Source organism: Pseudomonas sp. PDM14 (genome assembly GCF_014851905.1).
In the GTDB taxonomy this organism is placed as follows: Bacteria; Pseudomonadota; Gammaproteobacteria; order Pseudomonadales; family Pseudomonadaceae; genus Aquipseudomonas.
Map to the genome: position 1 here is coordinate 262442 of NZ_JACVAQ010000003.1, position 24905 is coordinate 287346.

Consider the following 24905-nt stretch of genomic DNA (forward strand, 5'->3'; position numbering starts at 1 on the left):
GGGTGGTGCACCCGGCGTCGACCCGTCAGGCGGAGCCCCGGCGGCCGACGGACCGGTGTTCATGCGCCGACGCGTACGGGCCATCGGTGCGCGCGGCGCACCCTGCGAGGCGCGGTTGCGTCGACTCAAGGGTTGCAGCCTGCTCTTCGAGGCGGGAAGCTAGGGCCATGAACAGAATCCTCCTCAACTGCGACATGGGCGAAAGCTTTGGCGCCTGGCGCATGGGCGACGATGCCCACGCCATGCCGCTGATCGATCAGGCCAACCTGGCCTGCGGTTTTCACGCCGGCGACCCGCTGATCATGCAGCGCACTGTCGCCCTGGCCGTGGCCAATGACGTGCGCATCGGCGCCCATCCTTCCTATCCCGACCTGCAAGGCTTCGGCCGGCGCCATCTGGCCTGCTCGCCGGAAGAAGTCACCGCGCTGGTGCTGTACCAGATCGGAGCGCTGGACGCCTTCTGCCGCGCCGCCGGCACCCAGCTGGCCTACGTCAAACCCCACGGTGCGCTGTACAACGACCTGGTGCGCAGCGACGAACTGCTCGGCGCCGTGCTGGTGGCCTGCGCGGTGTTCCGCCCCGGTTTGCCGTTGATGGTGCTGGCGCTGGCCGACAATGCGCGCGAGCGGCGCCTGGCCGAGATGGCCGGCGTGCCGTTGCTGTTCGAGGCCTTCGCCGACCGCGCCTACCTGCCCGACGGCCAGCTTGCACCGCGGCGCCAGGCCGGCGCGGTGCACCACGATGGCGAGCGCATCTTCGCCCAGGCCGTGGCCATTGCCCGTGGCGACGCCTTCGCCGACATCCACGGCCAGCCCCTGCGCCTGCAGGCCGACAGCCTCTGCGTGCATGGCGACAACCCCGAGTCGCTGGCCATCCTGCGCCGGCTGCGAGCAAACCTGGACGGCGCATGATCCGCCTCGAACCGGTCGGCGCCGAAGCCCTGTTGCTGGTGCTGGCCGATGCGCCGGATGCCACGCTGGCGTCACGCATCGCGCTGCTCAGCGAACTGATTCAGCGCGACTGTGGCGAGTTGCTGACGGATCGGGTCCCCGGCTGGACCACGCTGCTGCTGCACTATGACCTGCTGCGTACCGATCACCAGGCCCTGGCCGCGCGCCTTACGCCGCTGCTGGAGCGCTGGTTGCAGATGCCGGCGCTGAGCGACGCCGGATGCCTGCACGAAATTCCGATCTGGTACGCCGGTGAAGACCTGCCCGCTGTCGCGGCTGCCTGCGGCCTCACGGTGGACGCGGTGATTGCCCTGCACAACGCGGGCGAGTACCGCGTCGGCGCCATCGGTTTCGCCCCGGGGTTCGCCTACCTCGGTGAGCTGGATGCGCGCCTGGCGCTGCCGCGGCTGGCCACGCCGCGTACGCGGGTGCCGGCCGGCAGCCTGGCCATCGCCGAGCGGCAGACGGCGATCTACCCGCAGGCCTCGCCCGGCGGCTGGCACCTGCTGGGCCGCTGTCCGTGGCGCCTGTTCGATGCCGGGCGCGAACCGCCGTGCCCGCTGCAGATCGGTGACCGGGTGCGTTTCGTCGCTATCGACCAGGCGGATTTTCTGCGCGAGGGCGGCGAGCCGTGAGCGGCCTTCGCGTGCTTCGCCCCGGCCCGCTGAGCCTGCTGCAGGACGGCGGCCGCCACGGCTGGCAGCACCTCGGTGTGTCGCCCAGTGGGCCGCTGGACCTGCACGCGGCGGCCTGGGCCAATCGCCTGCTGAACAACGCCTGGGGTACGCCGCTGCTGGAGATTGCCCTGGGCGATGTCGAGCTGCAGGCTGAGGTCGACACCTGGCTGGCGCTGACCGGTGCGGACCTGCCAGCGACGCTGGATGGTCAGCCGCTACCGCGCTGGTCGCGCTTCGCCATGCGTGCCGGGCAGCGTCTGCGCCTGGGGTTTGCCCGCAGCGGCCAGCGTGCCTACCTGGCGGTGGCAGGCGGTTTCGTCGCCACGCCGGTACTGGGCAGCGTCAGCACCCAGGTGCGCGAGGGTTTGGGTGGTTTGCACGGGCAGGGCGGTGCGCTGCAAGCGGGTGATCTGTTGCGGTGCGCCGCCGCGCAACTCGACCGCGCGGTCAGCGTGCCCTGGCCCTACCAGCCGGACTACCGCGCCAATGCGTTGCTACGGGTGATCACCGGGGGCGATGCCGCGCAGTTCGCCGACGATCAGCTGCAGCGCTTCTTCACCCAGCGCTGGCAGCTCAGCCCGCAGTCCGACCGCATGGGCGCGCGGCTCAAGGGCGAGGCGATCCAGGCGCCTGTGCGTCAGTGGTCGCTGGGCGTCACCCGCGGGGCGGTCCAGATCCCGCCGGATGGTCAGCCGATCATCCTGCAGGCCGATCACCAGAGCATGGGCGGTTACCCGTTGCTCGGCTGCCTGCACCCGCTCGACCTCAGCCGCCTGGCGCAGTGCACGGCGCAGCAGACGCTGAGCTTCACCCCGATCAGCGTCAGCGATGCGCAGGACGAGTTGCGCGTGTTCTACCGCTTCTTTGGTCGCTGAAACGGAACCGTTTTTGTAGGGCGCGCCGATTGTTGCCGGCAACGCGGCGACTGGATGTGAGTTGCCGGTGTGGCTCAACGGTGCGCGCGGCGCACCCTACGAAACGCTTGTCTCCAGCCGCGGCGTCGCCGCCAGCAGCTTCTGCGTGTAGGGGTGCTGCGGGCGTTCGCAGACCTGCTCGGCGCTGCCCTGTTCGACGGCGATGCCACGGTGCAGGACCAGCACCTGGTCGGCGATCTGCCGGACCACCGTCAGGTTGTGCGAGATGAACACGTAGGCGGTGCCAAACTCGGCCTGCAGCGCGTGGAACAGTTCGAGCACCTGGGCCTGGATCGACACGTCCAGGGCTGAGGTCGGCTCGTCTGCCACCAGGATCTTCGGCTGCAGCATCATCGCCCGGGCAATGGCGATGCGCTGGCGCTGGCCACCGGAGAACATGTGCGGGTAGCGCTCGGCGTGCTCGGCGGCGAGGCCGACACGCTGCAGCATCTGCGTGACCCGTTGCTGGCGCTGGGCGCGGTCGAGGTCGGTGTTGAGCAGCAGCGGCTCGGCCAGTTGCGTGCCGATGGTCTGCCGCGGGTTGAGTGAGGCGAAGGGGTTCTGGAAGACCATCTGCACCTCGCGGCGCAGCTGCTTGCGCGCGGCACCGTCGAGTGTGGCGACATCCCGTCCGGCGATCTGCAGGGTGCCGCCGTCGGCGTGTTCGATCTGCGTGAGCAGGCGCGCCAGGGTCGACTTGCCACTGCCGGATTCGCCGATCACCGCCAGGGTGCGCCCGGCATGCAGGGTGAAGCTGACCTCGCTCAGTGCCTGCAGCTGCGTGGGGCGGCGTAGCCAGCCGCGGGTCAGCGCGTAGTGCCGTGACAGGCCGTTGGCACTCAGCAGCAGCGCGCTGTCGCCGCTCGGGCGTGGCCGTGGCGGATGGTTTTCCGGCAGGGCGGCGAGCAGTTGACGGGTGTAGGCGTGCTGCGGCTGGTGCAGCACCTGGGCGACGGGGCCGTGCTCGACCAACCGGCCGTGCTGCATCACGCAGACGCGGCTGGCAGTCTGCGCGACCAGGGCCAGGTCGTGGCTGATCAGGATCAGCGCCATGCCGCGCTCGCGCTGCAGGTCGAGCAGCAGCTGGATGATCTGCGCCTGGGTGGTGACGTCGAGTGCGGTGGTCGGTTCGTCGGCGATCAGCAGGTGCGGGCCGCCGGCCAGGGCGATGGCGATCGCCACGCGTTGCGCCATGCCGCCGGAGAGCTGGTGCGGGTAAGCGCGCAGGCGCGCTTGCGGCTGCGGGATCTGCACCTGCTCCAGCAGTTCGATGGCCCGCTGGCGCGCGGCGCGACCGCGCAGGCCGAGGTGCTGGCGCAGCACTTCGCCGAGCTGGTAGCCGATGCTCAGCGCTGGGTTGAGGGCGTTGAGCGGGTCCTGGAAGACCAGGCCGATGTGCTTGCCGAGCAGGCGTCGGCGCGCGCTGGCGCTCAGGCGCTGCAGGTCCTGCCCGGCGAAGCGCAGGGTGTCCGCTGCGACCTGGCCGGGGGCGTCGACCAGGCCGAGCAGGGCGAGCATGCTCAGCGACTTGCCCGAGCCGGATTCACCGACCAGGCCGAGGATTTCGCCGGGCTGCAGATCGAGGTCGAGGCCGTCGACCACCGCGCGCGAGCCGAAGTGCACGCGCAGGTTGCGCAGGGTCAGGAGGCTGTCGGTCTTGCTCATGTCAGCCCACCTGCTTGAGTTTCGGGTCGAGGGCATCGCGCAGGCCGTCGCCGATCAGGTTCAGCGACAGCACGGTCAACAGAATCGCCAGGCCGGGCAGGGTCACCACCCACCAGGCGCTGTCCATGTAGTCGCGTGCGGCGGCGAGCATGCTGCCCCACTCGGGCGTTGGCGGTTGCACGCCGAGGCCGAGAAAGCCCAGGGCGGCGGCGTCGAGAATCGCCGCGGAAAAGCTCAGGCTGGCCTGCACGATCAGCGGTGCCAGGCAATTGGGCAGCACGCTGATGAACATCAGCCGCCAGGTGCCGGCGCCGGCCAGGCGCGCGGCGGTGACGTAGTCGCGTTGCAGCTCGCCGAGCACCGCGGCGCGGGTCAGGCGCACGTAGGCCGGCAGCGAGACGATGGCGATGGCGAACACGGTGTTGAGCAGGCCGGGGCCGAGGATCGCCACCACCGCGACTGCCAGCAGCAGCGCCGGCAGGGCCAGCATGATGTCCGTCAGGCGCATCAGCGCTGGGCCGAGCAGGCGCGGGTAGAAACCGGCGAGCAGGCCGAACAGCACGCCGGGCAACAGCGACAGCACCACCGAGGCCAGGCCGATCAGCAGCGACAGGCGTGCGCCGTGCAGCAGGCGCGAGAGCAGGTCGCGGCCGGCTTCGTCGGTGCCGAGCAGGAACGGCCAGTGACCGCCGTCCAGCCACAGTGGCGGCACGAGAACGAACTCGCGCTGCTGCTGGTCCGGGGCGAACGGCGCCAGCCAGGGCGCGAGCAGCGCGCCGATGATCAGCAGAACCATGAACAGCAAGCCGGCCAGGGCGGCGCGGTTTTGCCTAAAGGCGCGCCAGAACTCGGCGAAGGGCGAGGGCGGGCGATGCACGAGGGCGAGCGTGGCGTCGTTCATGGCTTACCCCTGCCGATGGCGGATGCGTGGGTTGGCCAGGCCATACAGCAGGTCCACGGTGAAGTTGCTGAGGATAACCAGGCAGGCGATCAGCAGGATGCCGCTCTGCACCACCGGGTAGTCGCGGGCGCCGATGGCCTCGATCAGCCACTTGCCGATGCCCGGCCAGGAGAACAGGGTTTCGGTGAGCACCGCGCCGCCGAGCAGGGTGCCGACCTGCAGGCCGAATACTGTCAGCACCGGCACCCAGGCGTTGCGCAGGGCGTGTACCAGCACCACCCGCGCCGGCGACAGACCGCGCGCGCGGGCGCTGCGGATGTAGTCCTCGCGCATCACTTCGAGCATCGCCGAGCGGGTCATCCGCGCGATCACCGCCAGGGGAATGGTGCCGAGCACGATGGCCGGCAGCAGCAGGTGGTGCAGGGCGTCGAGCACCGCGCCGCGCTGGCCGCTGAGCCAGGCGTCGATCAGCATGAAGCCGGTGACCGGTTCGATGTCGAAGCGGATCAGGTCGGTGCGCCCGGACACCGGCGTCCAGCCGAGGCCGACCGAGAACAGCAGGATCAGCATCAGCCCCCACCAGAAGATCGGCATCGAGTAGCCGGTCAGGGCCAGGCCCATCACGCCGTGGTCGAGGGTCTTGCCGCGGCGCAGGGCCGCGATGATGCCGGCGGGCAGGCCGAGCAGGGTGGCGAACAGCAGGGCGGCCAGCGCCAGTTCGGCGGTGGCGGGAAACAGCGCGAGGAATTCGTCCCACACCGCTTCGCGGCTGCGCAGCGAATGGCCAAGGTCGCCACTGAGCACGTCACCGAGGTAGTGCAGGTACTGCTCGGGCAGCGGCCGGTCGAGGCCAAGCTCCTTGAGGGCGGCGGCATGGCGTTCCGGGCTGAGGCCGCGTTCGCCCATCATCACGTCCACCGGGTCACCATCGACCAGACGGATCAGGCCGAACGTCAGCAGGGTGACGCCGATCAGGGTGGGCAGCAGCAGGCCCAGGCGACGAGCGAGGAATGACAGCACGCGCGGTGACTCCGAGCAGGGGAGGCCGCAGTGTAAAGGGTTGCGCGGAGTTTGCGGTATGTCTGGCGGGGCTGCCCGGGCCGCGAAGGCACCGGGCAGGGTGGGGCGCTTACTGCATCTGCACTTCGATCACGCCATCGGCGGCCATCGTCACGCGGCTGGTGCCGGCTTCGATCTGCTGTGCCGGCGCGCTGCCCTTGCTGAAGGCGCTGTCCATGGCCATGGCGCGCATCATCACCGGCTGGAAACCGCCGCTGTTGAAATTCAGGCTGACCAGCTTGTAGCTCTTGCCACCAACAGCCTCAGTGGCCAGTTGTGCGCGGGCCTTGAACGCGGCCGCGGCTTCCTTGATCAGTGCGTCTTCGCTCTGCTTGCGGCTGGCGTCGGCGACGGCGAAGTTCATCTCGCCGACCTTCAGCTCGCCGAGCAGGTCGGCGGTGAGTTGCGACAGGGCGGCGAAGTCGGCGCTTTCCAGGCGCACTTCGGCGCGCTCGCGCCAGGCGCTGATCTTGCTGCCTTCGTCCTCGTAGACCGGGTAGCTGTTGCGGCTGCCCAGGCTGACGCTGACGCCCTTGACCTTGCGCGCCTGCTCCAGCGCCTTGTTCAGGGTGGTGGTGATACCGGCGGCGAGCTTGGCCGGGTCCTTGTCCTGGGCTTCGCTGTAGAGGGTCACGAGCATGCGGTCGTGGGCCACTTCCTGGCTGACTTCGGCGCGCAGGGAAACCTGGTTGTAACGAACGTCCTCGGCCTGGGCCGGGAGGCTGGCCAGCGTTGCGCAGCCCAGGGTGAGGGCGATGGCAAGGCGGTTGAATGCGTGCATGGAAACTCCTTCGTGGGGGATTGCCGGGTGATTGTCGGGCATTCGGCTGGCGGCCGGATACCCGCGGACAGTGGTGTAGACGTGGCGTTGTGACTGTTCGGGTTAAGCCCGGTTCCGGTTTCTGCAAAAAAGCCTGGGCAGCATAAGGGCTGCGGCCAGTTGCCGCATGGGAGCGGTCACGGGCAGTGGCTGGTTATACTCGGCGCAATCCGTCGGAGTCGCCATGTACGCGCCTGTTCAACTGTTTTCCGCGAGCCGCCAGAACCTCTGGCGCCTGACCCTGATCCGCCTGCTGGTCCTGGCTGCCCAGGCCGGCTCCGTGGGTATCGCCTATCTGTCCGACATCCTGCCGCTGCCCTGGCTGGCACTGAGCGTCGTGCTCGGCATCTCCGCCGGGCTGACCCTGCTGACCCTGCTGCGCCTGCGCGCGCCGTGGCCGGTGACCGAACTGGAGTACGCGGTACAGCTGGCCTGCGACCTGGTCATCCACAGCGTGCTGCTGTACTTCTCCGGCGGCTCGACCAACCCGTTCGTGTCCTACTACCTGGTGCCGCTGACCATCGCCGCGGCGACGCTGCCGTGGTTCTACTCGATGTTCCTCAGCGGCCTGGCCCTGACCGGCTACACCGCGCTGCTGATCTGGTACCACCCGCTGCACCTGCACAACGTGCAGCACGAGGCCATGCTGATCAGCCTGCACCTGTTCGGCATGTGGATGAACTTTGCCCTGTCGGCGGCCTTCATCACCTTCTTCGTGGTCAAGATGGCCGGTGCGCTGCGCCGCCAGGACGAACTGCAGGCGCTGCGCCGCGAGGAGGGCATGCGCGACCAGCAGCTGCTCGCCGTGGCCACCCAGGCCGCCGGCGCCGCGCACGAGCTGGGCACGCCGCTGGCGACCATCAGCGTGCTGCTCAAGGAGCTGCGCCAGGAATACCGCGACAAGCCGGCACTGCAGGACGACCTGGCCCTGCTGCAGGAGCAGGTCAAGCTGTGCAAGGACACCCTGCAGCAACTGGTGCGTGCCGCCGAGGCCGACCGCCGCCAGGCGGTGTTCGAGCAGACGGCCGTGCAGTGGCTGGAAACTACCCTCAACCGCTGGCACCTGATGCGCCCCGAAGCCACCTACCGCTACCAGCGCCTGGGCGAAGGGCCGGCCCCGCGCCTGTCGCCGCCGGCGGACCTGACCCAGGCCCTGCTCAACCTGCTCAATAACGCCGCCGATGCCTGCCCGGACAAACTGGACATCCGCATCGACTGGGACGAGCAATGGATCGTGCTGAGCATCCTTGACCACGGCGCCGGTGTGCCGCTGGCCATCGCCGAGCAGCTCGGCAAACCCTTCTTCACCACCAAGGGCAAAGGCTTCGGCCTCGGCCTGTTCCTCAGCCAGGCCAGCGTGACGCGGGCCGGCGGTTCGGTGAAACTCTACAACCACGAAGATGGCGGCACGCTGACCGAACTGCGCCTGCCCAGACTTGCGCCGGGAGATGACCAATGACTGACGAACCCCTGATCGAAAGCGAAGACCAGCCGCACCTGCTGCTGGTCGACGACGACGCCACCTTCACCCGCGTGATGGCCCGCGCCATGAGCCGCCGCGGCCTGCGCGTGAGCTGTGCCGGGTCCGCCGATGAAGGCCTGGCCCTGGCCAGGGACGACCTGCCGGACTACGCCGTGGTCGACCTGAAGATGGAAGGCGACTCCGGCCTGGTACTGCTGCCCAAGCTGCTGGAGCTGGACCCGGAAATGCGCGTGGTGATCCTCACCGGTTACTCGAGCATCGCCACCGCCGTGGAGGCGATCAAGCGCGGCGCCACCAACTACCTGTGCAAGCCGGCCGACGCCGACGACGTGCTCACCGCGCTGCTGTCGCAACACGCCGACCTGGAAACCCTGGTGCCGGAAAACCCGATGTCGGTCGACCGCCTGCAGTGGGAGCACATCCAGCGCGTGCTGGCCGAGCACGAGGGCAACATCTCCGCTACCGCGCGCGCCCTGGGCATGCACCGCCGCACCCTGCAGCGCAAACTGCAGAAGCGCCCGGTTCGGCGCTGAGCCGCTAGAGCGTGCAATCCGCGTGGCCAACGCGGGTTGCACCCGCCCTACGTGTTGTGGACACCCGACTCTGTAGGAGCCAGCTTGCTGGCCATCAACTGCACTCAATCCATGCAGGGTTGCCGATGCCGATCCACGGCAAGCCGACTCCCCAGATTCATGAATGTTGAAAGCTTGGTGAAAGGATCAGAGCGCCAGGCGCTGGTATCATTAGCCGCCTAACTAACTTGCGGGGCGCGCATGCTGGCTCTCTTTCTGCAAACCCTCACCATCACCATTCCGGTGTTCTCCATGCTGTTCCTCGGTGTGCTGCTACGGCGCCTGGGGCAGATCGACGAAAACTTCATCCACACCGCCTCGCGCCTGACTTTCAACGTCAGCATGCCGGTGATGCTGTTTCTCGCCATCCTGCATGCCGACCTGTCGACCGCGCTGCAGCCGGCGGTGCTCGGCTACTTCGTGTTGGCCACGCTGCTGGGTTACCTGTTTGCCTGGGGCTGGGCGATCCTGCGGGTGCCGCGCGCCGAGCGCGGCATCTACGTGCAGGGCTCGTTCCGCGGCAACAACGGCATCATCGGCCTGGCCCTGGCCACCAGCCTGTATGGTGACTACGGCCTGTCGCTGGGCGGCATCCTCGGTGGCGTGGTGATCCTCTGCTACAACACGCTCTCGGTCATCGTGCTGGAGGTCTACAACCCCAACAGCAAGACCAGCGTCTGGAACATCTTCAAGAGCATCCTGCGCAACCCGCTGATCATCGGCGTGCTGCTGGCCATCCCGTTCGCCTACTGGCGGGTGCCGCTGCCAAGCTGGCTGACCACCTCCGGCGAGTACCTGGCCCAGCTGACCCTGCCGCTGGCGCTGATCTGCATCGGCGGCACCCTGTCGCTGGCATCCTTGCGCGCGAGCAGCAGCCTGGCCATCGGTGCCAGCCTGATGAAGATGATCTGGCTGCCGATCCTGGCCACCGTCGGCGCCTTCTTCTGCGGTTTCCGCAACGCCGAGCTGGCCATCCTCTTTCTCTATTTCGCCAGCCCGACCGCAGCGGCCAGCTACGTCATGGCCCGGGCGGCCGGCGGCAACCACGAGCTGGCGGCGGCGATCATCGTGATCACCACGCTGGTGGCGGTGGTCAGCACCAACATCGGCCTGTTCGTGCTGCAGTGGGGCGGCTGGATCTGACGGCCATTGCCTAGGCGGCGTGTCTGCTGCCAGGGGCTGGCTGGCGGAAACCATTGACCACGATGTACAGCAGCGGGCCGATGGACACGAAGAAGGCAGTCAGCAGCAGGTAGGGCAGCACCCTGGCCAGGGTTTTTCCTCTGGCCCGCGCATCCCGCACCATCCACACGGCCGCCAGCACCGCCATCAGGTAGAGGTCGATGACCACCTGCGCCGTGTCGGGGCTGGACAGCAGCTGGATACCGAACTGGATCAGCGATTGTTCCGCCCACAGCATCGTCAGCAGGGTGTAGGTGCTGAAGCCAAGCAGGGCAGCGAGTGTCAGGTAGGGTCGGTTCACTGGTGGCTTCCTGTTATTGAATTGAGGGTGTGCCGGCGGCCGAGCCAGTGGGCCAGCAGGTAGGCCAACCCCAGCAGGCCGCAGCCGAAGATCAGGGCTTGCGACAGCGGCGAGTCGAAGGTGTAGAGCGGATGGTGACGCAGGGCGTGGTGCAGCCCCGCATGAAACACGCTGAAGCCGGCCAGCAGCAAACGCGTGCGCTCGCGCAGCTTGGTATGTTCAGCCCAGGCCAGGGCGATCAGCAGCGCGAACAGCGGTACGTGCAAGGCGACGAACAAGGGCTCGGCGACCGCATCTGGCAAATCGCGCAAGCCATACAGCAGTCGCCACTCGGCCTGGCTGACGGCGTCCAGCTCATGGCCGATGAAGCTGCTGAAGCACAGTGTGAACAGGGTGTTCTTCATGCGTTGTTACCTGGCGTGGTGTTCAATGGCGCCAGGCTAGTCGGGTGCGTCGCGCAGGCTCAATGACCTCTGAGGTCATAGACAGCCCACGGGGCAACTGCCACAGTCCCGACATGTTCAGACCCTCTCACATCCCGCCTGTCGAACCCGCCGCCGTAGGTCTGCAGTTGCGCCAACTGCGTCAGCGCGCGCGGATGAGCCAGATGGCGCTGGCCCTGCACTCGGGCATCTCGCAGCGCTACCTGAGCTGCGTCGAGACCGGCCGTTCGCGGCCAAGCCCGGTGACGTTGCACGCCGTGCTCACGGCGCTGGATACGCCACTCGACGAGCGCAATGCGCTGTTCCTCGCGGCCGGCTATGCGCCGCGTTACGAGGCGTTGCCCCTGGCAGACCCGGCGCTGGAAGTGGTGCACAACGCCATGCTGCATATCCTCCAGGCCAATAATCCGGCCCCGGCGATCGTGCTCGACAGTAACTGGCAGGTCGTGGCGGCCAATGCCGCCGTCGCTGCGCTGTTCAGCCTGGTCGGGCTACCAGTGGATGGGGGCGGGCCGCTCAATCTGCTGGAAACCCTGATGGTGCCCGGTGGGCTTGGCGATCATCTGCTCAACGCCGAGGAGATCCGCCAGGTCGCCTGGCAGCGCGCGGCGCGCGAGGCGCTGAGCAACCCCACGCTCGCGCAACGGTTGAGCAGGCTGCCGACGCCGCAGGGCCATGTGGAGGCTGCGCGAGACGAGGCGCTACCGCCGTTGCTGCTGACGCGAGTGAACTCCTCCCTGGGTGAGCTGCGCTTTCTGTCGACCTTCACCACCTTCGGCATGCCGCTGGATATCACCGTGGCTTCGCTGCGCATCGAACACCTGATTCCGGCCGATCCGGCGACATGGCAGGCGATGACCGCGGCTTGCGAACGCCTCGCCAGCGCGGGCGCCGAGGCGAGCTAGAGGCCGGGCTGGCGCCGGCAGATATTGTGCGTTTTGCCTGGTCGGTCAGCTTCGAGGCGCGGGAGTTGTGACTGACTGCGTAACTCCGTCGGCTGTTTGGATCGATCGATTGTCAGGGCGTTTGCGAGCCGTTAGCCTTGCCTTCTTTTGCGCCCGTTTAAAGGATTAATCATGCGCAGCCTGTTGTCGCTGTTGTGCCTGACGCTGCTGGCGTCGGCTGCCACGGCAGAACCCTCCGCTTCTCTCGATGGCCCGACCGCCGGCTGGCGTTACTCCGGCCTGCTCGACCGCACGGAAAACCCGCGCGTGGCCTATCCCACGCCGCCCATCGACCGCGGTGCGCAGCGCAATCGCAGCATGATCGAAGGCAAGCTGCAGGGCCTGGAAGGCGTGCGCCAGCCGCAGCGCCTGGTGGTCAACGGCAACCCGCTGCCGCTGTACACCGACGCGGAAGGCCGCTTCGCCCGCCCCTACAACTTCGGCGCCGGCTCCAACAGCGTCGAGCTGGTCAGCGCCGACGGCCAGTCGCTCAAGCGCGTGCAGTTCTACGAAGCCAATACCCTGAAAACTCCGGCCCGCGTACGCGTCGCCCTCGGTTGGGACGACCCGAAAGCCGAACTCGACCTGCACGTGATCACCCCCGACGGTCAGCACGCCTTCTGGGCCAGCCCGGTGATGAGCAACGGCGGCGGTCTGGATGTCGACAGCGTCGACGGCCCCGGCCCCGAGATGTTCACCATGACCGCGCCGCTGCACGGCACCTATCTGGTCTACGTCAACTACTGGGGCAACCTGAGCAGCCAGGGTTACAACTTCCAGGCCGGCAGCAACCAGAACGAGGTGATCACCGCGCAGATCAGCCTGGTGTTCAACGAGAACACGCCGAACGAGAAACGCGAGACCTTTGTCGTGCCGCTGCGCGGTATCGGCGATCTGCAACTGATCAAATCCTTCAACTATTGAGTGGCCGCCGGGGCGTTGCTCCCGGCGCTGCCTGTTTCCCGTCGCACGGATGAATTGGGGTCCAGACATGAGCGAGAACACTACCGCCGGCACTGCCACCGACAGCACTGCCGCAGAGCGCCGGATGTCCCCGCGCACGCGCGGCGCGCTGATCGCCCTTGGCGTGCTGGGCGTCGGCGCGGCCTCGGCTGCCGGGCTGTTCTTCAGCGGTTTCTTCGAGCCGAAGGCGGTTCGCGACCTGGCCGAGCAGAGCAGCTACCAGCTGGATCTGCAGCGTCCCGACGCGCTGATCGAAAGCGCCTCGCTGAGCCGCCTGCCGAAAGACCTGCTGAGCGTACCGCTGCTGCGCGACACGCTGACCGAGGACTTCGTCTTCTACTACGAGAGCCACGCCGACCGCCTGGGCCTGCTCGGCAGCCTGCGGCGGATCATCTTCGAGCACGAGCTGACCCTGCAGGACAACCTGATCGAGGAACTGCTCGACCAGCCCGCCGAGGTCGCGCTGTGGCGCGGCGCCGATGGCAAGCTGAAGAACTTCGTCCTGCTCATGGAGCGCGGTGGCCTGGCCAAGGTGCTCGAGCCCCTGGCGCGCATCGCCAGCGACGACACCCAGATGCGCCAGGTCGGCGAACTGGACGTCGACGGTGACGCCGTGGCGCTCTATCGCCTGCGCTACAACGCCGAGCGCGCGCTGCTGTTCGCCAGCTACGGCGACAAGCTGCTGGTGCTGTCCAACCAGGGCATGCTGTTCGACGGTGACTACGAGGGTGCGCAGCAGGCCCGCGATGCCACCGAAAGCATCGAGGCGCTGCTTGCAGGCGACGATCCGTTCCACGAGCGTTTCGGCCTGGATACGCGCGAGGCCAGCAGCCAGCGCATCTCGCTCAGCTCCAGCTACCTGGCCTTCGGCTACCAGCGCTTCATCCCGGCTTTCGCCGGCCTGCGTTTCGAGATGGACGACGCCGGTTGGCACAGCTTCCTCGCCCTCAACGAGGCCGAAGACCAACCGGCGTTCGACTTCTCCCCGGTGTGGCGTGCCATGCCGATGGGCGCCAGCGCCTGCGTGGCCCTGCCGGTCGCCGCCGGCGCCTCGGAACAGATTTTGGTCAAGGTCGGCGCCGAAGACGACATGGCCAAGGAGCTCACCAGCCATCTGACCGGCGCGGCCGGCCTGTGCTGGTACGCCGAATCGCGCCTGCACTCGCCGTTGCTGGTCGGCCAGCTCGATGCGCCGCCAAGCAAGGAGGTCGACGAAAGCATCGGCACGCTGTTCGGTTCGGTGATCGGCGCCTGGGAGGCCAACGCGGTCGGCGGCTCCTTCCCGGTCACCGGCGAAACCCATGGCGAGCAGCGCACCTGGCAGCGCGAGGTCAGCTCCAACTTCGGCCAGTACCCGGCCAGCCAGGCCGAGCAGCCGGACGCCCTGGCCGCCAGCGGGTTCTTCCGCATCAGCCTGGCGCGGCACGGCTCGACCCTGCTGTTCTCGCTGGACGATCGCCTGGTCGACAAGGCGCTGAGCACCCTCGACAAACGCTTCCCGCCGCTCGCCGACGTACTGCCCAAGGATGCCCTGGTGCCGGCCTACTTGGCGCCGGACACGCTCTCTGCGTTGTTCGAGCGCGAGACCCTCGACAGCCTGCCGGCCGACATGGAGCCGGTGTTCCGCAACGCCGCCCAGGCCCACCTGCTGCCGAAGCTGCGAACCCTGGCCGGGCAGAAGAAATATGCCCTGACCCTGCCGGCCGACGCCGAAGCGAGTGATGCCTGGCAGTGGCTGCCGCTGGAATGGCGCGCGCTGTGAGATGGCTGCCCCTGGGCGCCGCGCTGCTGTTGGTGCTGAGCAGCCTGACGCTACGCGCGGAGCCCGTCGCGGAGCCCGCGCCGGCGCTCGATGCCGAGCAGTCGCAGGTGTTCCGTGCCTGGTTCGTGCGCATCGCCCAGGAGCAGCTGCGCCAGGGCCCGAGCCCGCGCTGGCACCAGCAGGACTGTGCCGGCCTGGTGCGCTTCGCCGCCAACGAGGCGCTCAAGGTTCACGACGCCAAGTGGCTGCGCAGCAATGGCCTGAGCAACCGCTACCTGCCGCCGGAGCTGGAACTCAGCGCGCCGCAGCGACAACTGGCGCAGCAATGGCAGCAGGGCGGCGGCCAGGTCGGTCCTTACGTCAATGCGATCAAACTGATCCAGTACAACAGTCATTTCACCGGGCGCGACCTCAACCAGGCACGCCCGGGCGACCTGATTTTCTTCGACCAGGGCGATGAGCAGCATCTGATGATCTGGATGGGCCGCCACATCGCTTACCACACCGGCACCGTCACGCCGACCGACAACGGCATGCGTTCGGTCAGCGTGCAACAACTCATGACATGGAAGGACACCCGATGGATACCCGACGAATCCAACCCCAACTTTATCGGCATCTATCGGCTGCACTTTCTCTCTCGATGAAGGCCAACGCGATGCGTGTTCTGCGCCGTACCCCGTTACTGGCCCTGTGCGCGGCGTTGTTGCTGCCGTTCGGTGCCCAGGCCGATGACAGCGTCGAGCCGAGTGGCTACACGCCGCTGGCCGGCGAGTCGTTCTTCCTGCTCGCCGACAGCAGCTTCGCCACCGACGAGGTGGCCCAGGTGCGTCTCGAGGCGCCGGGCCGCGACTACCGCCGCTACCGCATGGAGCCCTATGGCGGTGTCGACGTGCGCGTCTACCGCATCGAGCAGCCGCTGGAGTTTCTCAAACGGCAGAAGAACCTGCACCGCGTGGTCGCCGAGGGGCAGTTCAAGGGCGAAGGCCTGTCCAACACCCTCAGCTACCTGTGGGACAACTGGTACCGCAAGTCGCGGCGGGTGATGCAGCGCGCGTTCTCCTTCGAGTCGCGCCAGCAGGTCACCGAGGAAGTGCCGGAGCTGAAGATGGGCCGCGCGATTGCCGAGCCGACCCAGTTCGACGCACAGCCGCAGTTCGCGCCGATCAAGGGCCTGCCGTTGATCAGCCAGTTCCGCTACCCGCTGTGGGATGCCAAGCCGATCGAACCACCGAAGGGCGTCGAGCTGGCCGGCTCGTCCAGCCAGTTCACCAACGTCATGCCGGGCAACGTGTACATCCCGCTGGGCAAGCTCAAGCCGGGCCTGTACCTGGTCGAGGCGCTGGTCGGCAAGTTCCGCGCGACCACCATGGTCTTCGTTTCCAACACCGTGGCGGTGAGCAAGATCGCCGGCGACGAGCTGCTGGTGTGGACCGCACGCAAGCATGAAGGCAGCGCCGTGGCCGCGGCCAAGGTGCTGTGGAGCGACGGCATCGGCGTGATGAGTAGCGGCAGCACCGACCAGCAGGGCCTGCTGCGCCTGAAGCACAGCAGCCCGGAGCGTTCCTATGTACTCGGCGAGGATGCCGAGGGCGGCGTGTTCGTCTCGGAAAATTTCTACTACGACAGCGAGATCTACGACACCAAACTCTACGCCTTCACCGACCGCCCGCTGTATCGCCCGGGCGACTGGGTCAACGTGAAGATCGTCGGCCGCGAGTTCAAGAACGCCCGTGAGTCGGTGGCGCCGAACAGCGCACCGGTCAGCCTCAGCGTGCTGGACGCCAGCGGTACCGTGTTGCAGACCCTCGACCTGGCCCTGGATGGCAAGGCTGGCACCAACGGCCGCTTCCAGCTGCCGGTCAACGCCGTAGCCGGTGGCTACGAACTGCGCTTCACCTACCGCGACCAGGCCTACAGCAGCGCCTTCCGCGTCGCCGAGTACATCAAGCCGCACTTCGAGGTGTCGCTGGACCTGAGCAAGGCCGATTTCCGTACCGGCGAGGCGATCACCGGCAATCTGGTGCTGCTCTACCCGGATGGCAAGCCGGTGCAGGAAGCGCGTCTGCAACTGAGCCTGCGCGCGCAGCAGCTGTCGATGATCGACAACGAGCTGCAGTACCTCGGCCAGTTCCCCGTGGAGCTGAGCAGCACCGAGCTGCAGACCGACGACCAGGGTCGCGCCGCCATTGAACTGCCGGCCGCGGACAAGCCGAGCCGCTACCTGCTCACCGTGTTCGCCAGCGACGGCGCGGCCTACCGAGTCAAGACCAGCAAGGAAATCCTCATCGAGCGTGGCGCCGCGCGTTATCGCCTGAGTGCGCCGCAACGCTTCAGCGCGGTCGGTGATCAGGTGGCGTTCAGCCTGCGCGCCGAGCAACCGACCGAACACAAGCCGGCCCGCTACGAGTGGGTGCGCCTGGAAGACCAGAGCAAGGGCGACGGCACGCTCGCCGCCGACGCCCAGGACTTCGCCATCGCCTTCGAGCGTCCCGGCACCTACAGCATCACCCTCAAGGACCAGCACGGCCTGATCCTCGGCGCCACCGGCCACTCGGTCAGCGGCGATGGCATCACCTCGGTGGCCGGCACCGTGGAAGTGGTGCTGGACAAGGCCGAGTACGCCCAAGGTGACGAAGCCCTGGCGCTGATCACCTTCCCCGAGCCGGTCAGCGATGCGCTGCTGACCCTGGAGCGCGATCAGGTCGAGGCCACCGCGCTGCTGTCCCAGGGCGGCGACTGGCTGAAACTGGAGAAGCTCAACGACACTCAGTACCGCGCACGCATTCCGGTGCAGGCGGCGTTCGCGCCCAACCTGACCTTCTCCGTGCTCTACACCAAGGGCGGCGACTACAGCTTCCAGAACGCCGGGATCAAGGTTGCCCAGCCGCAGGTCGAGATCAACATCGTCGCCGACAAGGAGCAGTACCAGCCGGGCGAGACCGTGACCGTCGACATCGACACGCGCTTCGCCGGCAAGCCGAGCGCCACGCGCCTGACGGTCAGCGTGGTGGACGAGATGATCTACGCGCTGCAGCCGGAGATCGCCCCGGGCATCGACCAGTTCTTCTACCACCCGCGCCGCAACAACGTACGCACCAGCGCCAGCCTGGCGTTCATCAGCTACGACGTGGCCCTGCCGGGCACGCCGACCGCCCCCGGTCGCGCCAACCGCAGCGAGCGTGGGGTCAAGGTGCTCGAGCGGCCGCGCCGCGAAGAGGTCGACACCGCCGCCTGGCAGCCGGACCTGGTCACCGATGCCGACGGCAAGGCGCGTTTCACCTTCCGCATGCCCGACTCGCTGACCCGCTGGCGCATCACTGCACGTGCGGTGAACGACGACGGCCAGGTTGGCCAGAAGAAGCAGTTCATCCGCTCGGAAAAACCGCTGTACCTGAAATGGAGCGGCCCGACCGGCTTCCGTACCGGCGACAAGCCGGCGCTGGGTATCTTCGTCTTCAACCAGGGCGAGGACGGCAGCAAGGCCGAACTGCTGACCCGCTACGCCGGGCAGGAAAAACGCACCGAGCTGCAACTGGCCAAGGGCATCAACTACGTGCCGTTGGCCCAGGATGCCCTGGCCGGTGGCGAGTGGGCCGCCGAACTGCAGCAGGACGGCAAGGTCGTCGATGCGCTCGGCGTTACCCTGCGCACCACTGCCGCCGGCTGGCAGGACCTGCAGACCACGCGGCTGACGGCGAACGCCGGTGCCAATCAGCTGAGCCTGCCGGACGACGCCAGCGACGTCCGCCTGCGCCTCGACGACAGCGCCCAGGGCCTGTTCAACAACAACCTCGACGCGCTGCTGGATTACCCCTACGGCTGCGTCGAGCAGACCGCCAGCCGCCTGCTGCCGCTGAGCCTGGCGTACCCGACGCTGGCCAAGGGCGAGGCGCGCATCGGTGACCGCCTACGCCTGATCATGCAGAACAGTCGCCTGCGCCTGGTGCAGATGGCCGGCCCCGACGCGACCTTCACCTGGTGGGGCGATGGCGCCCAGGAAGATGCCTTCCTTACCGCCTACGCCTACTACGCCGACTGGCATGCCAGCCGCGCGCTGAACATCAGCCTGCCAGCCGATCACTGGCAACGCGTGCTGGATATCTACGCCAAGCAGGCGGCGACCACGCCGCTGCTGCAGCGTGCGCTGATCCTGTCGTTCGCCCGCGAGATGCAGCTGCCGGTGAGCAGCCTGGTGGAGGGCCTGATGGCCGACCTGGGCAATGCCGGCAAGGGCGAGGAGGAGACGGCGGGCGACGATGGCACGACCAGCCTGGTCATGGCCGAGCCGGACTCCACCCTGGGCCTGGCCATCGCCCGCCTGCTCACTGCCGACCTGGCGCGGCAGAGCCAGGTGGCGCTGGTCGAGGCCTTCGGTGAACAACTGGGCCAGGCCGGCCAGGTGCTCGACGCCAGCCGTCATCCGTTCGCTGAAACCGTCAAGCTGATGCTCGCCCCGCGCGACCAGGCCCGCACCGTGGCCCTGCTGCAACGCCTGGCGCCGGAGCAGTCGACCCTGGAGCGCGCCCTGGCGCTGACCTGGCTCAAACATGCAGTCGAGCAAGCGCCTGTCGGTGAGGCACCGAACCCTGGCGCCGGCTGGCAGCAGAAGCAGGGCAGCAGTGGCGAGCGCTACTGGCAATGGCAGGGCGAAGGCCTGCCAACTGCCCTGGAACTGCCACAGGACCTGGCCCAGCCGCTGGATGTGGCGCTGAGTTTCCGCAGCGCCCAGGCGGCCGCGAGCAACCTGTCGGTGAGCGTCAGCCGTCGCCTGCTGCGCCTGGTGCCGGGTGAGAAGGCCTTCGAGTTCAGTGTCGAGGAGGTGGGCGACGCGCCGATTTCCAGCGACAACCTGTACCTCGACGAAGTGACTCTGGAGGCCGACGGCGAGCGTCCGCTGCGTTATGGGCTGCTGGAAGTGCCGCTGCCGCCGGGCGCGGATGTCGAGCGCACCACCTGGGGCATTCAGGTCAGCGGTCTGGGCTCGGAAGAGGCCGCGCCGCTGGAGAAGGCGCGCCATGAACCGGGCCAGCTGCTGTATGCGCTGCCGGTCGACAGCCTGCAGGGCACGCTGGTGTTCCGTCACCTGGTGCGCTTCTCGCAGAAAGGCGAGTTCAGCCTGCCGCCGGCACGCTACCAGCGCATGTACGCGCCGCAGGATCAGGCGCTGGAAGCCAAGCCGGCACTGGCCGAGCTGCGGGTCGAGTAATCCCGTGCGCCTGGGCTGGTTGCTGCTGGTGCTGCTGCCCCTGCTCGGTGAAGCGGGGGAGCCGCCGTTGCAACTGGCGCTGCGCGGCAGTCAGGGCGATCAACTGATCAGCCTCAGCCCGCAACAGGTGCTGGCGCGCACGGCGTTGCCGGGTGAGCTGCAGGCACCGCTGGGCAGCCTGTGGAAACTCTTCGTCTACGCCTACCTGGTCGACCAGCAGCGCGCGGAGCCACCCTATGTGTGCAAGGGCCAGGACCGCGACGAGGTGTACTGCTGCGCACCGGGTGAAAGCATCGAGCGCGACCGCGCGTTGGCGCAGTCCTGTGGCCTGTACTTCGAGCCTGCGCGCTTGCAGCTGGATGCGGCCGAGTGGGCGCGCTACTGGCAGGCGCACGCCGCGCCGCTCTGGTTGCAGGACCTCGGGCAGCTGAAGCCGGAAAAACGCATCGCGGTTGCCGAGCTGCTCGATGTGCTGGCGCAGCTGCCGGCTCAGGAGCAGGCGCGCACGGTGCTGCTCGACGTGCTGCTCAAGGCGCCGGAAGGCAAGGCGCTGAGTGCCCTGGGCGGGCGTCTGCGGGTGAAGACCTGGAGCTGGCTGGCCGAGCACGACAACCAGGCGCGTCAGGGTGGTTTCGCTGGCTGGCTGACTGACGGCTCGCCGCTGTGGGTCGGTGGTCCGGGAACCAGCCAGAGCATTCTCGTGCGCTACGGCGAGGTGCTCGACGGTGCACTGCCGACTCCCTGGCCGGGCGATGCCGGTACCTGCGTCGAAGTCGAGCTGTTCAGCCGTTACCCGCTGCGCGAGGTGCGTCAGACGGGCTCGGCGCAGGCGGTGCCGGCCGGTGCACTGCGTGGTCACTACGAGGTCGAGTTCGCCAACGGCAACCGTCTGCCCATCGAGAGCACCGGAGAACTGTTCCTCGCCCGCAGCGCGGATCATCTGCAACTGATCGCGCGCCTTTCGCGTGAGGACTACGTCGCCCGAGTGCTCGACCGTGAAGCCAATGCGCAGCCGGCAGAAGCGGCCAAGGCCCTGGCCATCGCGATCCGCACCTACCTGCTGCAGAGCGCGCAGCGCCGCGGCGAATGCCTGGCGATTGGCGACAGCAGCGCCAGTCAGCGCGTGGCGCCGCGCCCGGCTTCGGCGGCGGCGCGGCAGATCGCGGCCTGGACCGACGACCTGGTGCTGGCCGGCAGCCCGGTCACCTACCACTCCGACCAGCCCGGGCGTGATCGCCTGGCCTGGCAGCAGGCGGTCGAACAGGCCGCCAGCGGCATGCGCTACGACGCCATTCTGCTGCGCGCCTACCCACGCGCCAGCCTCAGTCGCTGGGACAAGCCGGTCGCCGCCTGCCAGCCACTCGCTGCTGCCGAGGCCTGGCTGCTGGCACAGCAGCGCCAGTGGCGGCCGCGCCTGGATGGTGAGCCGGGCTACAGCGAGACGCGCCAGTTCGCCGTCTGCCAGCTGGTGTCCGGGCGCCCCTATGTCGACCGCGAGCGGCGGCGCATCTTCGTGCGCGGCCTGCATTCGCTGCAGGACCGTCTCGACCTGACCCACGAATACCTGCACCTGGCCTTCGAGGCCCACCCCAACGGCCAGGATGAAGACTATGTCGAAAGCCTCGCCCGCCACCTACTTCTGGAATAGTCCCATGCGCGCTCGTCTCTCCGTCACCGCAACCCTGCTGGCCAGCCTATTGCCGCTGGCCAGTACGCAGGCCGCCGACCAGGTGCGCATCGATACCCCGGTCGCCGGCTGGCGCCAGGGCTCCGGTGAAGGCGCGCGCTTCATGCAGCAGGTCAACTACCCGGCGTCGTCGGTCAACGTCGCTGCCGACCAAGCGCAGACCGCGCGCATCAGCGGCTCGATCCAGGCGCAGCCGAAGGCCGACGCCGGCCCGGCGCGGCTGATCGTCAACGGCATCAGCATGCCGCTCAAGGTGCAGGAAGACGGCCGCTTCGACCGCCCGTTCGTGTTTCCCGCCGGCAGCAACAGCGTGGAAGTGCGCAGCCCAGACGGCAGCGGCAAGCGTCGTGTGCAGTTCTACAACGGTGGCAGCGGCGAGACGCCGGCCAGGCTGCGCGTGGTGCTGTCGTGGGACAGCGACAACACCGACCTCGACCTGCATCTGGTCACGCCCGATGCCGGGCATGTCTGGTACGGCGAGCGTGGCCTGGCCAACGGCGCGGCGCTGGATGTCGACGTGACCACCGGCTACGGCCCGGAAATGATCGCCTCGCCGACCCCGCTCAAGGGCCAGTACCTGGTCTACGTGAACTACTACGGCGGCGGCTACCGCGACGGCGACGCGGCCCAGGCGCTGACCACCGCGCAGCTCACGGTGATCAGCGAAGAGGGCACGGTCAACGAGAAGCAGGAGTCGTTCATCGTGCCGATGCGCACGCCAGGCGAGCTGACGCTGGTGAAGCGTTTCAGCTATCCATAACGCATGAGGGGCGCGCGCACCCCGATAAGCCGCCTCGCGAGTTCACCACGGCGCTTATGGCGCGTAGGGTGCTGTCCGCCTGGCGATCAGGCGTGGTCGGCCTGCCAGGCGTCGATCACTTCCTGCGCCGCGCGGAAGGCGTCGATAGCGGCTGGCACGCCGGCATACACCGCGCAGTGCAGCAGGGTTTCTCTGATCTCTTCCACCGTGCAGCCGTTGTTCAGCGCGCCACGCACGTGGCCATTGAGTTCCTGCGGGCATTTCAGCGCGGTGAGGGCGGAGAGGGTGATCAGGCTGCGGGTCTTCAGCGGCAGGCCCTCGCGGTTCCACACGCCGCCCCAGGCGTGCTGGTTGACGAAATCCTGCAGCGGCTGGCTGAAGTCGGTGGCGTTGTTCAGGGCGCGGTCGACGAAGCTGTCGCCCATCACCTGGCGGCGTACCTGCTCGCCGGTTTTCGTGTCGCTCATGGTGGCTCTCCGTGGTCAGTCGAGGCTTTGCACGCGCACCGGCACCACGCCGCTGCGCAGCATGTCCAGTTGCTCGGCGGCGCGTTGTGAGACGTCGATGATGCGTCCGCGCCCGTAGGGTCCGCGATCATTGATGCGGACCACCACGGAGCGGTCGTTGTCGAGGTTGGTCACCCGCACCTGGGTGCCGAAGGGCAGGGTGCGGTGCGCGGCGGTCATGGCGTTCTGGTCGAAGCGCTCGCCGCTGGCGGTCTTGTTGCCGTGATGCCGCTTGCCATAGTACGAGGCCTTGCCCTCGGCGCTGTAGCCGGCAGCCGTGCTGCCACCCTGGCCCGTGGGCACCAGGCTGCAGCCGCTGAGCAGGCCGATCATCGTCAGCAGAATCGATAGGCGGCGCATGCGCGGCTCCAGGGCAGTGGTGGGGCGATGTGGCTTTGTACAGCTATCGACGCGTGATGGAAACGGTGAGTGGGTGGATTTGCTGACGCGTATGCGACAACCCCGCAATAGGGTGGATGTTGCGTAGCACATCCCCCAGCGCTGCTGAAAACGCTGAGGTCAGCCGCCCGGCGAATAGCACGACGCCGGGCAAGCCCGGCGTCGTTATCGCAAGCCATCCTGGCTTGTAAGGAAGCCCGGCCCGGCCATCCATGGCCGGTCGTTTGCCGGGCCAACGCAGGCGTTGGCTAGCGCCGCCTCAGCCTTCGAGCTTCTTCTTCAGCAGCTCGTTGACCTGGCCCGGGTTGGCCTTGCCTTTCGAGGCCTTCATCGCCTGGCCGACGAAGAAGCCGAACATCTTGCCGCGCTTGGCTTCGTCGCTGGCGCGGTACTGTTCGACCTGCTCGGCGTTGGCCGCCAGCACGTCGTCGAGCATCGACTCGATGGCGCCGGAGTCGGTGACCTGCTTGAGGCCCTTCTTCTCGATCACCTCGTCGGCGCTGGTGCCTTCGCCGGCGGCCAGGGCCTCGAAGACCATCTTGGCGATCTTGCCGCTGATGGTGTTGTCCTTGATGCGCAGGATCATGCCGCCCAGTTGTTCGGCGGATACCGGCGACTGGTCGATGTCCAGGTTGTCCTTGTTGAGCAGGCTGGACAGCTCGCCCATCACCCAGTTGGCGGCCAGCTTGGCATCGCCACACACGCCGTTGACCGCTTCGAAGTAGTCGGCCAGTTCGCGGCTGGCGGCCAGCACGGTGGCGTCGTAGGCGGACAGGCCGAACTGCGCCTCGAAGCGCTCGCGCTTCTGCACCGGCAGTTCCGGCAGGCTGGCGCGCACGTCGTCGAGGAAGCTCTGCTCGATCACCACTGGCAGCAGGTCCGGGCAGGGGAAGTAACGGTAGTCGTTGGCTTCTTCCTTGCTGCGCATGGAGCGCGTCTGGTCCTTGTTCGGGTCGTACAGGCGGGTTTCCTGCACCACCTTGCCGCCGTCTTCGATCAGCTCGATCTGCCGTTGCACTTCGTGGTTGATGGCCTTTTCGATGAAGCGGAACGAGTTGACGTTCTTGATCTCGGCGCGGGTGCCGAACTCGGCCTGGCCTTTCGGCCGTACCGAGACGTTGCAGTCGCAGCGCAGCGAGCCTTCGGCCATGTTGCCGTCGCAGATGCCGAGGTAGCGCACCAGGGCGTGGATCGCCTTGACGTAGGCCACCGCTTCCTTGGCCGAACGAATGTCCGGCTCGGACACGATTTCCAGCAGCGGGGTGCCGGCGCGGTTGAGGTCGATGCCGCTCATGCCGTGGAAGTCTTCGTGCAGGCTCTTGCCGGCGTCCTCTTCCAGGTGCGCACGGGTGATGCCGATGCGCTTGGTCGTACCATCTTCCAGGGTGATGTCGAGGAAGCCCTTGCCGACGATGGGGTGGTCCATCTGGCTAGTCTGGTAGCCCTTGGGCAGGTCCGGGTAGAAGTAGTTCTTGCGCGCGAAGATGTTGTTCGGCGCGATGTGCGCGTCGATCGCCAGGCCGAACTTGCAGGCCATGCGCACGGCTTCGGCGTTGAGTACCGGCAGGGTGCCGGGCATGCCGAGGTCAACCAGGCTGGCCTGGGTGTTGGGCTCGGCGCCGAAGGTGGTGGCGCTGGCCGAGAAGATTTTCGATTGGGTGCTGAGCTGGGCGTGGATTTCCAGCCCGATCACGGTTTCCCATTGCAT

22 protein-coding genes are annotated in these 24905 nt (G+C 67.8%); 13 read left to right on the forward strand and 9 right to left on the reverse strand.

What is annotated here, in order from left to right; translation table 11 throughout:
* Window positions 1-167 precede the first annotated feature (167 nt).
* From IB229_RS20845 to IB229_RS20855, 3 genes are read left to right on the forward strand one after another with little or no spacing between them, the layout of a single operon-like run.
* Window positions 168-911, forward strand: a complete 744-nt coding sequence (locus IB229_RS20845; RefSeq protein ID WP_192331855.1) for a 5-oxoprolinase subunit PxpA — start codon at window positions 168-170, stop codon at window positions 909-911.
* Window positions 908-1585: a 5-oxoprolinase subunit B family protein gene (locus IB229_RS20850; protein WP_192331856.1), complete on the forward strand. Its 678-nt coding sequence runs from the start codon at window positions 908-910 to the stop codon at window positions 1583-1585. The genes IB229_RS20845 and IB229_RS20850 overlap by 4 nt, the downstream gene beginning before the upstream one ends.
* On the forward strand, window positions 1582-2502 hold the full coding sequence (locus IB229_RS20855) for a biotin-dependent carboxyltransferase family protein (RefSeq protein WP_192331857.1): 921 nt from the start codon (window positions 1582-1584) through the stop codon (window positions 2500-2502). The genes IB229_RS20850 and IB229_RS20855 overlap by 4 nt, the downstream gene beginning before the upstream one ends.
* Window positions 2503-2598: 96 nt before the next feature.
* Here the strand turns inward: IB229_RS20855 and IB229_RS20860 are convergent, their stop codons facing one another.
* The 4 genes from IB229_RS20860 to IB229_RS20875 all read right to left on the reverse strand — a co-directional run bounded on the left by IB229_RS20860 (window position 2599) and on the right by IB229_RS20875 (window position 6947).
* The gene (locus IB229_RS20860; RefSeq protein ID WP_192331858.1) at window positions 2599-4206 is read right to left on the reverse strand and encodes an ABC transporter ATP-binding protein; all 1608 of its coding nucleotides are present in this window, start codon (window positions 4204-4206) and stop codon (window positions 2599-2601) included.
* Between the two features lies 1 nt (window position 4207).
* Window positions 4208-5107 carry an ABC transporter permease subunit gene (locus tag IB229_RS20865; protein ID WP_192331859.1) on the reverse strand — a complete coding sequence of 300 codons (900 nt, stop codon included), beginning with the start codon at window positions 5105-5107 and terminating at the stop codon, window positions 4208-4210.
* Between the two features lie 3 nt (window positions 5108-5110).
* Window positions 5111-6127 (reverse strand): ABC transporter permease subunit, encoded by a 1017-nt coding sequence (locus tag IB229_RS20870; protein ID WP_192331860.1) that lies wholly within the window; start codon window positions 6125-6127, stop codon window positions 5111-5113.
* A gap of 109 nt (window positions 6128-6236) precedes the next feature.
* Window positions 6237-6947, reverse strand: coding sequence for an SIMPL domain-containing protein (locus IB229_RS20875; RefSeq protein ID WP_192331861.1), 711 nt, complete (start codon window positions 6945-6947; stop codon window positions 6237-6239).
* A gap of 223 nt (window positions 6948-7170) precedes the next feature.
* On the opposite strand from IB229_RS20875, the gene IB229_RS20880 reads away from it, so the two are divergent.
* The 3 genes from IB229_RS20880 (at window position 7171) to IB229_RS20890 (ending at window position 10184) form a co-directional block, all read left to right on the forward strand.
* Window positions 7171-8445, forward strand: a complete 1275-nt coding sequence (locus IB229_RS20880) for an ATP-binding protein (protein WP_192331862.1) — start codon at window positions 7171-7173, stop codon at window positions 8443-8445.
* Window positions 8442-9002, forward strand: coding sequence for a response regulator transcription factor (locus tag IB229_RS20885; protein WP_192331863.1), 561 nt, complete (start codon window positions 8442-8444; stop codon window positions 9000-9002). Before IB229_RS20880 ends, IB229_RS20885 begins: the two co-directional genes overlap by 4 nt.
* 240 nt (window positions 9003-9242) lie before the next feature.
* Window positions 9243-10184 carry an AEC family transporter gene (locus IB229_RS20890; protein WP_192331864.1) on the forward strand — a complete coding sequence of 314 codons (942 nt, stop codon included), beginning with the start codon at window positions 9243-9245 and terminating at the stop codon, window positions 10182-10184.
* A gap of 10 nt (window positions 10185-10194) precedes the next feature.
* Here the strand turns inward: IB229_RS20890 and IB229_RS20895 are convergent, their stop codons facing one another.
* Window positions 10195-10524 carry a DUF2834 domain-containing protein gene (locus IB229_RS20895; RefSeq protein ID WP_192331865.1) on the reverse strand — a complete coding sequence of 110 codons (330 nt, stop codon included), beginning with the start codon at window positions 10522-10524 and terminating at the stop codon, window positions 10195-10197.
* The gene (locus IB229_RS20900) at window positions 10521-10928 is read right to left on the reverse strand and encodes a DUF6713 family protein (RefSeq protein WP_192331866.1); all 408 of its coding nucleotides are present in this window, start codon (window positions 10926-10928) and stop codon (window positions 10521-10523) included. Before IB229_RS20900 ends, IB229_RS20895 begins: the two co-directional genes overlap by 4 nt.
* Window positions 10929-11041: 113 nt before the next feature.
* Between IB229_RS20900 and IB229_RS20905 the strand changes: the two genes are divergently transcribed.
* The 7 genes from IB229_RS20905 (at window position 11042) to IB229_RS20935 (ending at window position 22292) form a co-directional block, all read left to right on the forward strand.
* The gene (locus IB229_RS20905) at window positions 11042-11872 is read left to right on the forward strand and encodes a helix-turn-helix domain-containing protein (protein ID WP_225579278.1); all 831 of its coding nucleotides are present in this window, start codon (window positions 11042-11044) and stop codon (window positions 11870-11872) included.
* 171 nt (window positions 11873-12043) lie between these two features.
* Window positions 12044-12835, forward strand: coding sequence for a YfaP family protein (locus IB229_RS20910; protein WP_192331868.1), 792 nt, complete (start codon window positions 12044-12046; stop codon window positions 12833-12835).
* Between the two features lie 67 nt (window positions 12836-12902).
* A complete protein-coding gene (locus tag IB229_RS20915; protein ID WP_225579279.1) occupies window positions 12903-14636 on the forward strand; it encodes a DUF2138 domain-containing protein in 1734 nt (577 codons plus the stop codon).
* Window positions 14621-15283, forward strand: coding sequence for a DUF1175 domain-containing protein (locus tag IB229_RS20920; RefSeq protein ID WP_192331870.1), 663 nt, complete (start codon window positions 14621-14623; stop codon window positions 15281-15283). The genes IB229_RS20915 and IB229_RS20920 overlap by 16 nt, the downstream gene beginning before the upstream one ends.
* An 11-nt stretch (window positions 15284-15294) precedes the next feature.
* Window positions 15295-19845, forward strand: coding sequence for an alpha-2-macroglobulin family protein (locus IB229_RS20925; RefSeq protein WP_225579280.1), 4551 nt, complete (start codon window positions 15295-15297; stop codon window positions 19843-19845).
* Window positions 19846-19849: 4 nt separating this feature from the next.
* Window positions 19850-21493 (forward strand): DUF2300 domain-containing protein, encoded by a 1644-nt coding sequence (locus IB229_RS20930; RefSeq protein WP_192331872.1) that lies wholly within the window; start codon window positions 19850-19852, stop codon window positions 21491-21493.
* Window positions 21494-21497: 4 nt separating this feature from the next.
* The gene (locus IB229_RS20935) at window positions 21498-22292 is read left to right on the forward strand and encodes a YfaP family protein (protein WP_225579281.1); all 795 of its coding nucleotides are present in this window, start codon (window positions 21498-21500) and stop codon (window positions 22290-22292) included.
* A gap of 86 nt (window positions 22293-22378) precedes the next feature.
* Here the strand turns inward: IB229_RS20935 and IB229_RS20940 are convergent, their stop codons facing one another.
* The 3 genes from IB229_RS20940 to gatB all read right to left on the reverse strand — a co-directional run bounded on the left by IB229_RS20940 (window position 22379) and on the right by gatB (window position 24905).
* The gene (locus tag IB229_RS20940; protein ID WP_192331874.1) at window positions 22379-22759 is read right to left on the reverse strand and encodes a carboxymuconolactone decarboxylase family protein; all 381 of its coding nucleotides are present in this window, start codon (window positions 22757-22759) and stop codon (window positions 22379-22381) included.
* 15 nt (window positions 22760-22774) lie between these two features.
* Entirely contained in the window at window positions 22775-23158 is a 384-nt protein-coding gene (locus IB229_RS20945) for a septal ring lytic transglycosylase RlpA family protein (RefSeq protein WP_192331875.1), read from the reverse strand.
* A 298-nt stretch (window positions 23159-23456) separates the two neighbouring features.
* A complete protein-coding gene (gene gatB / locus IB229_RS20950; protein ID WP_192331876.1) occupies window positions 23457-24905 on the reverse strand; it encodes an Asp-tRNA(Asn)/Glu-tRNA(Gln) amidotransferase subunit GatB in 1449 nt (482 codons plus the stop codon).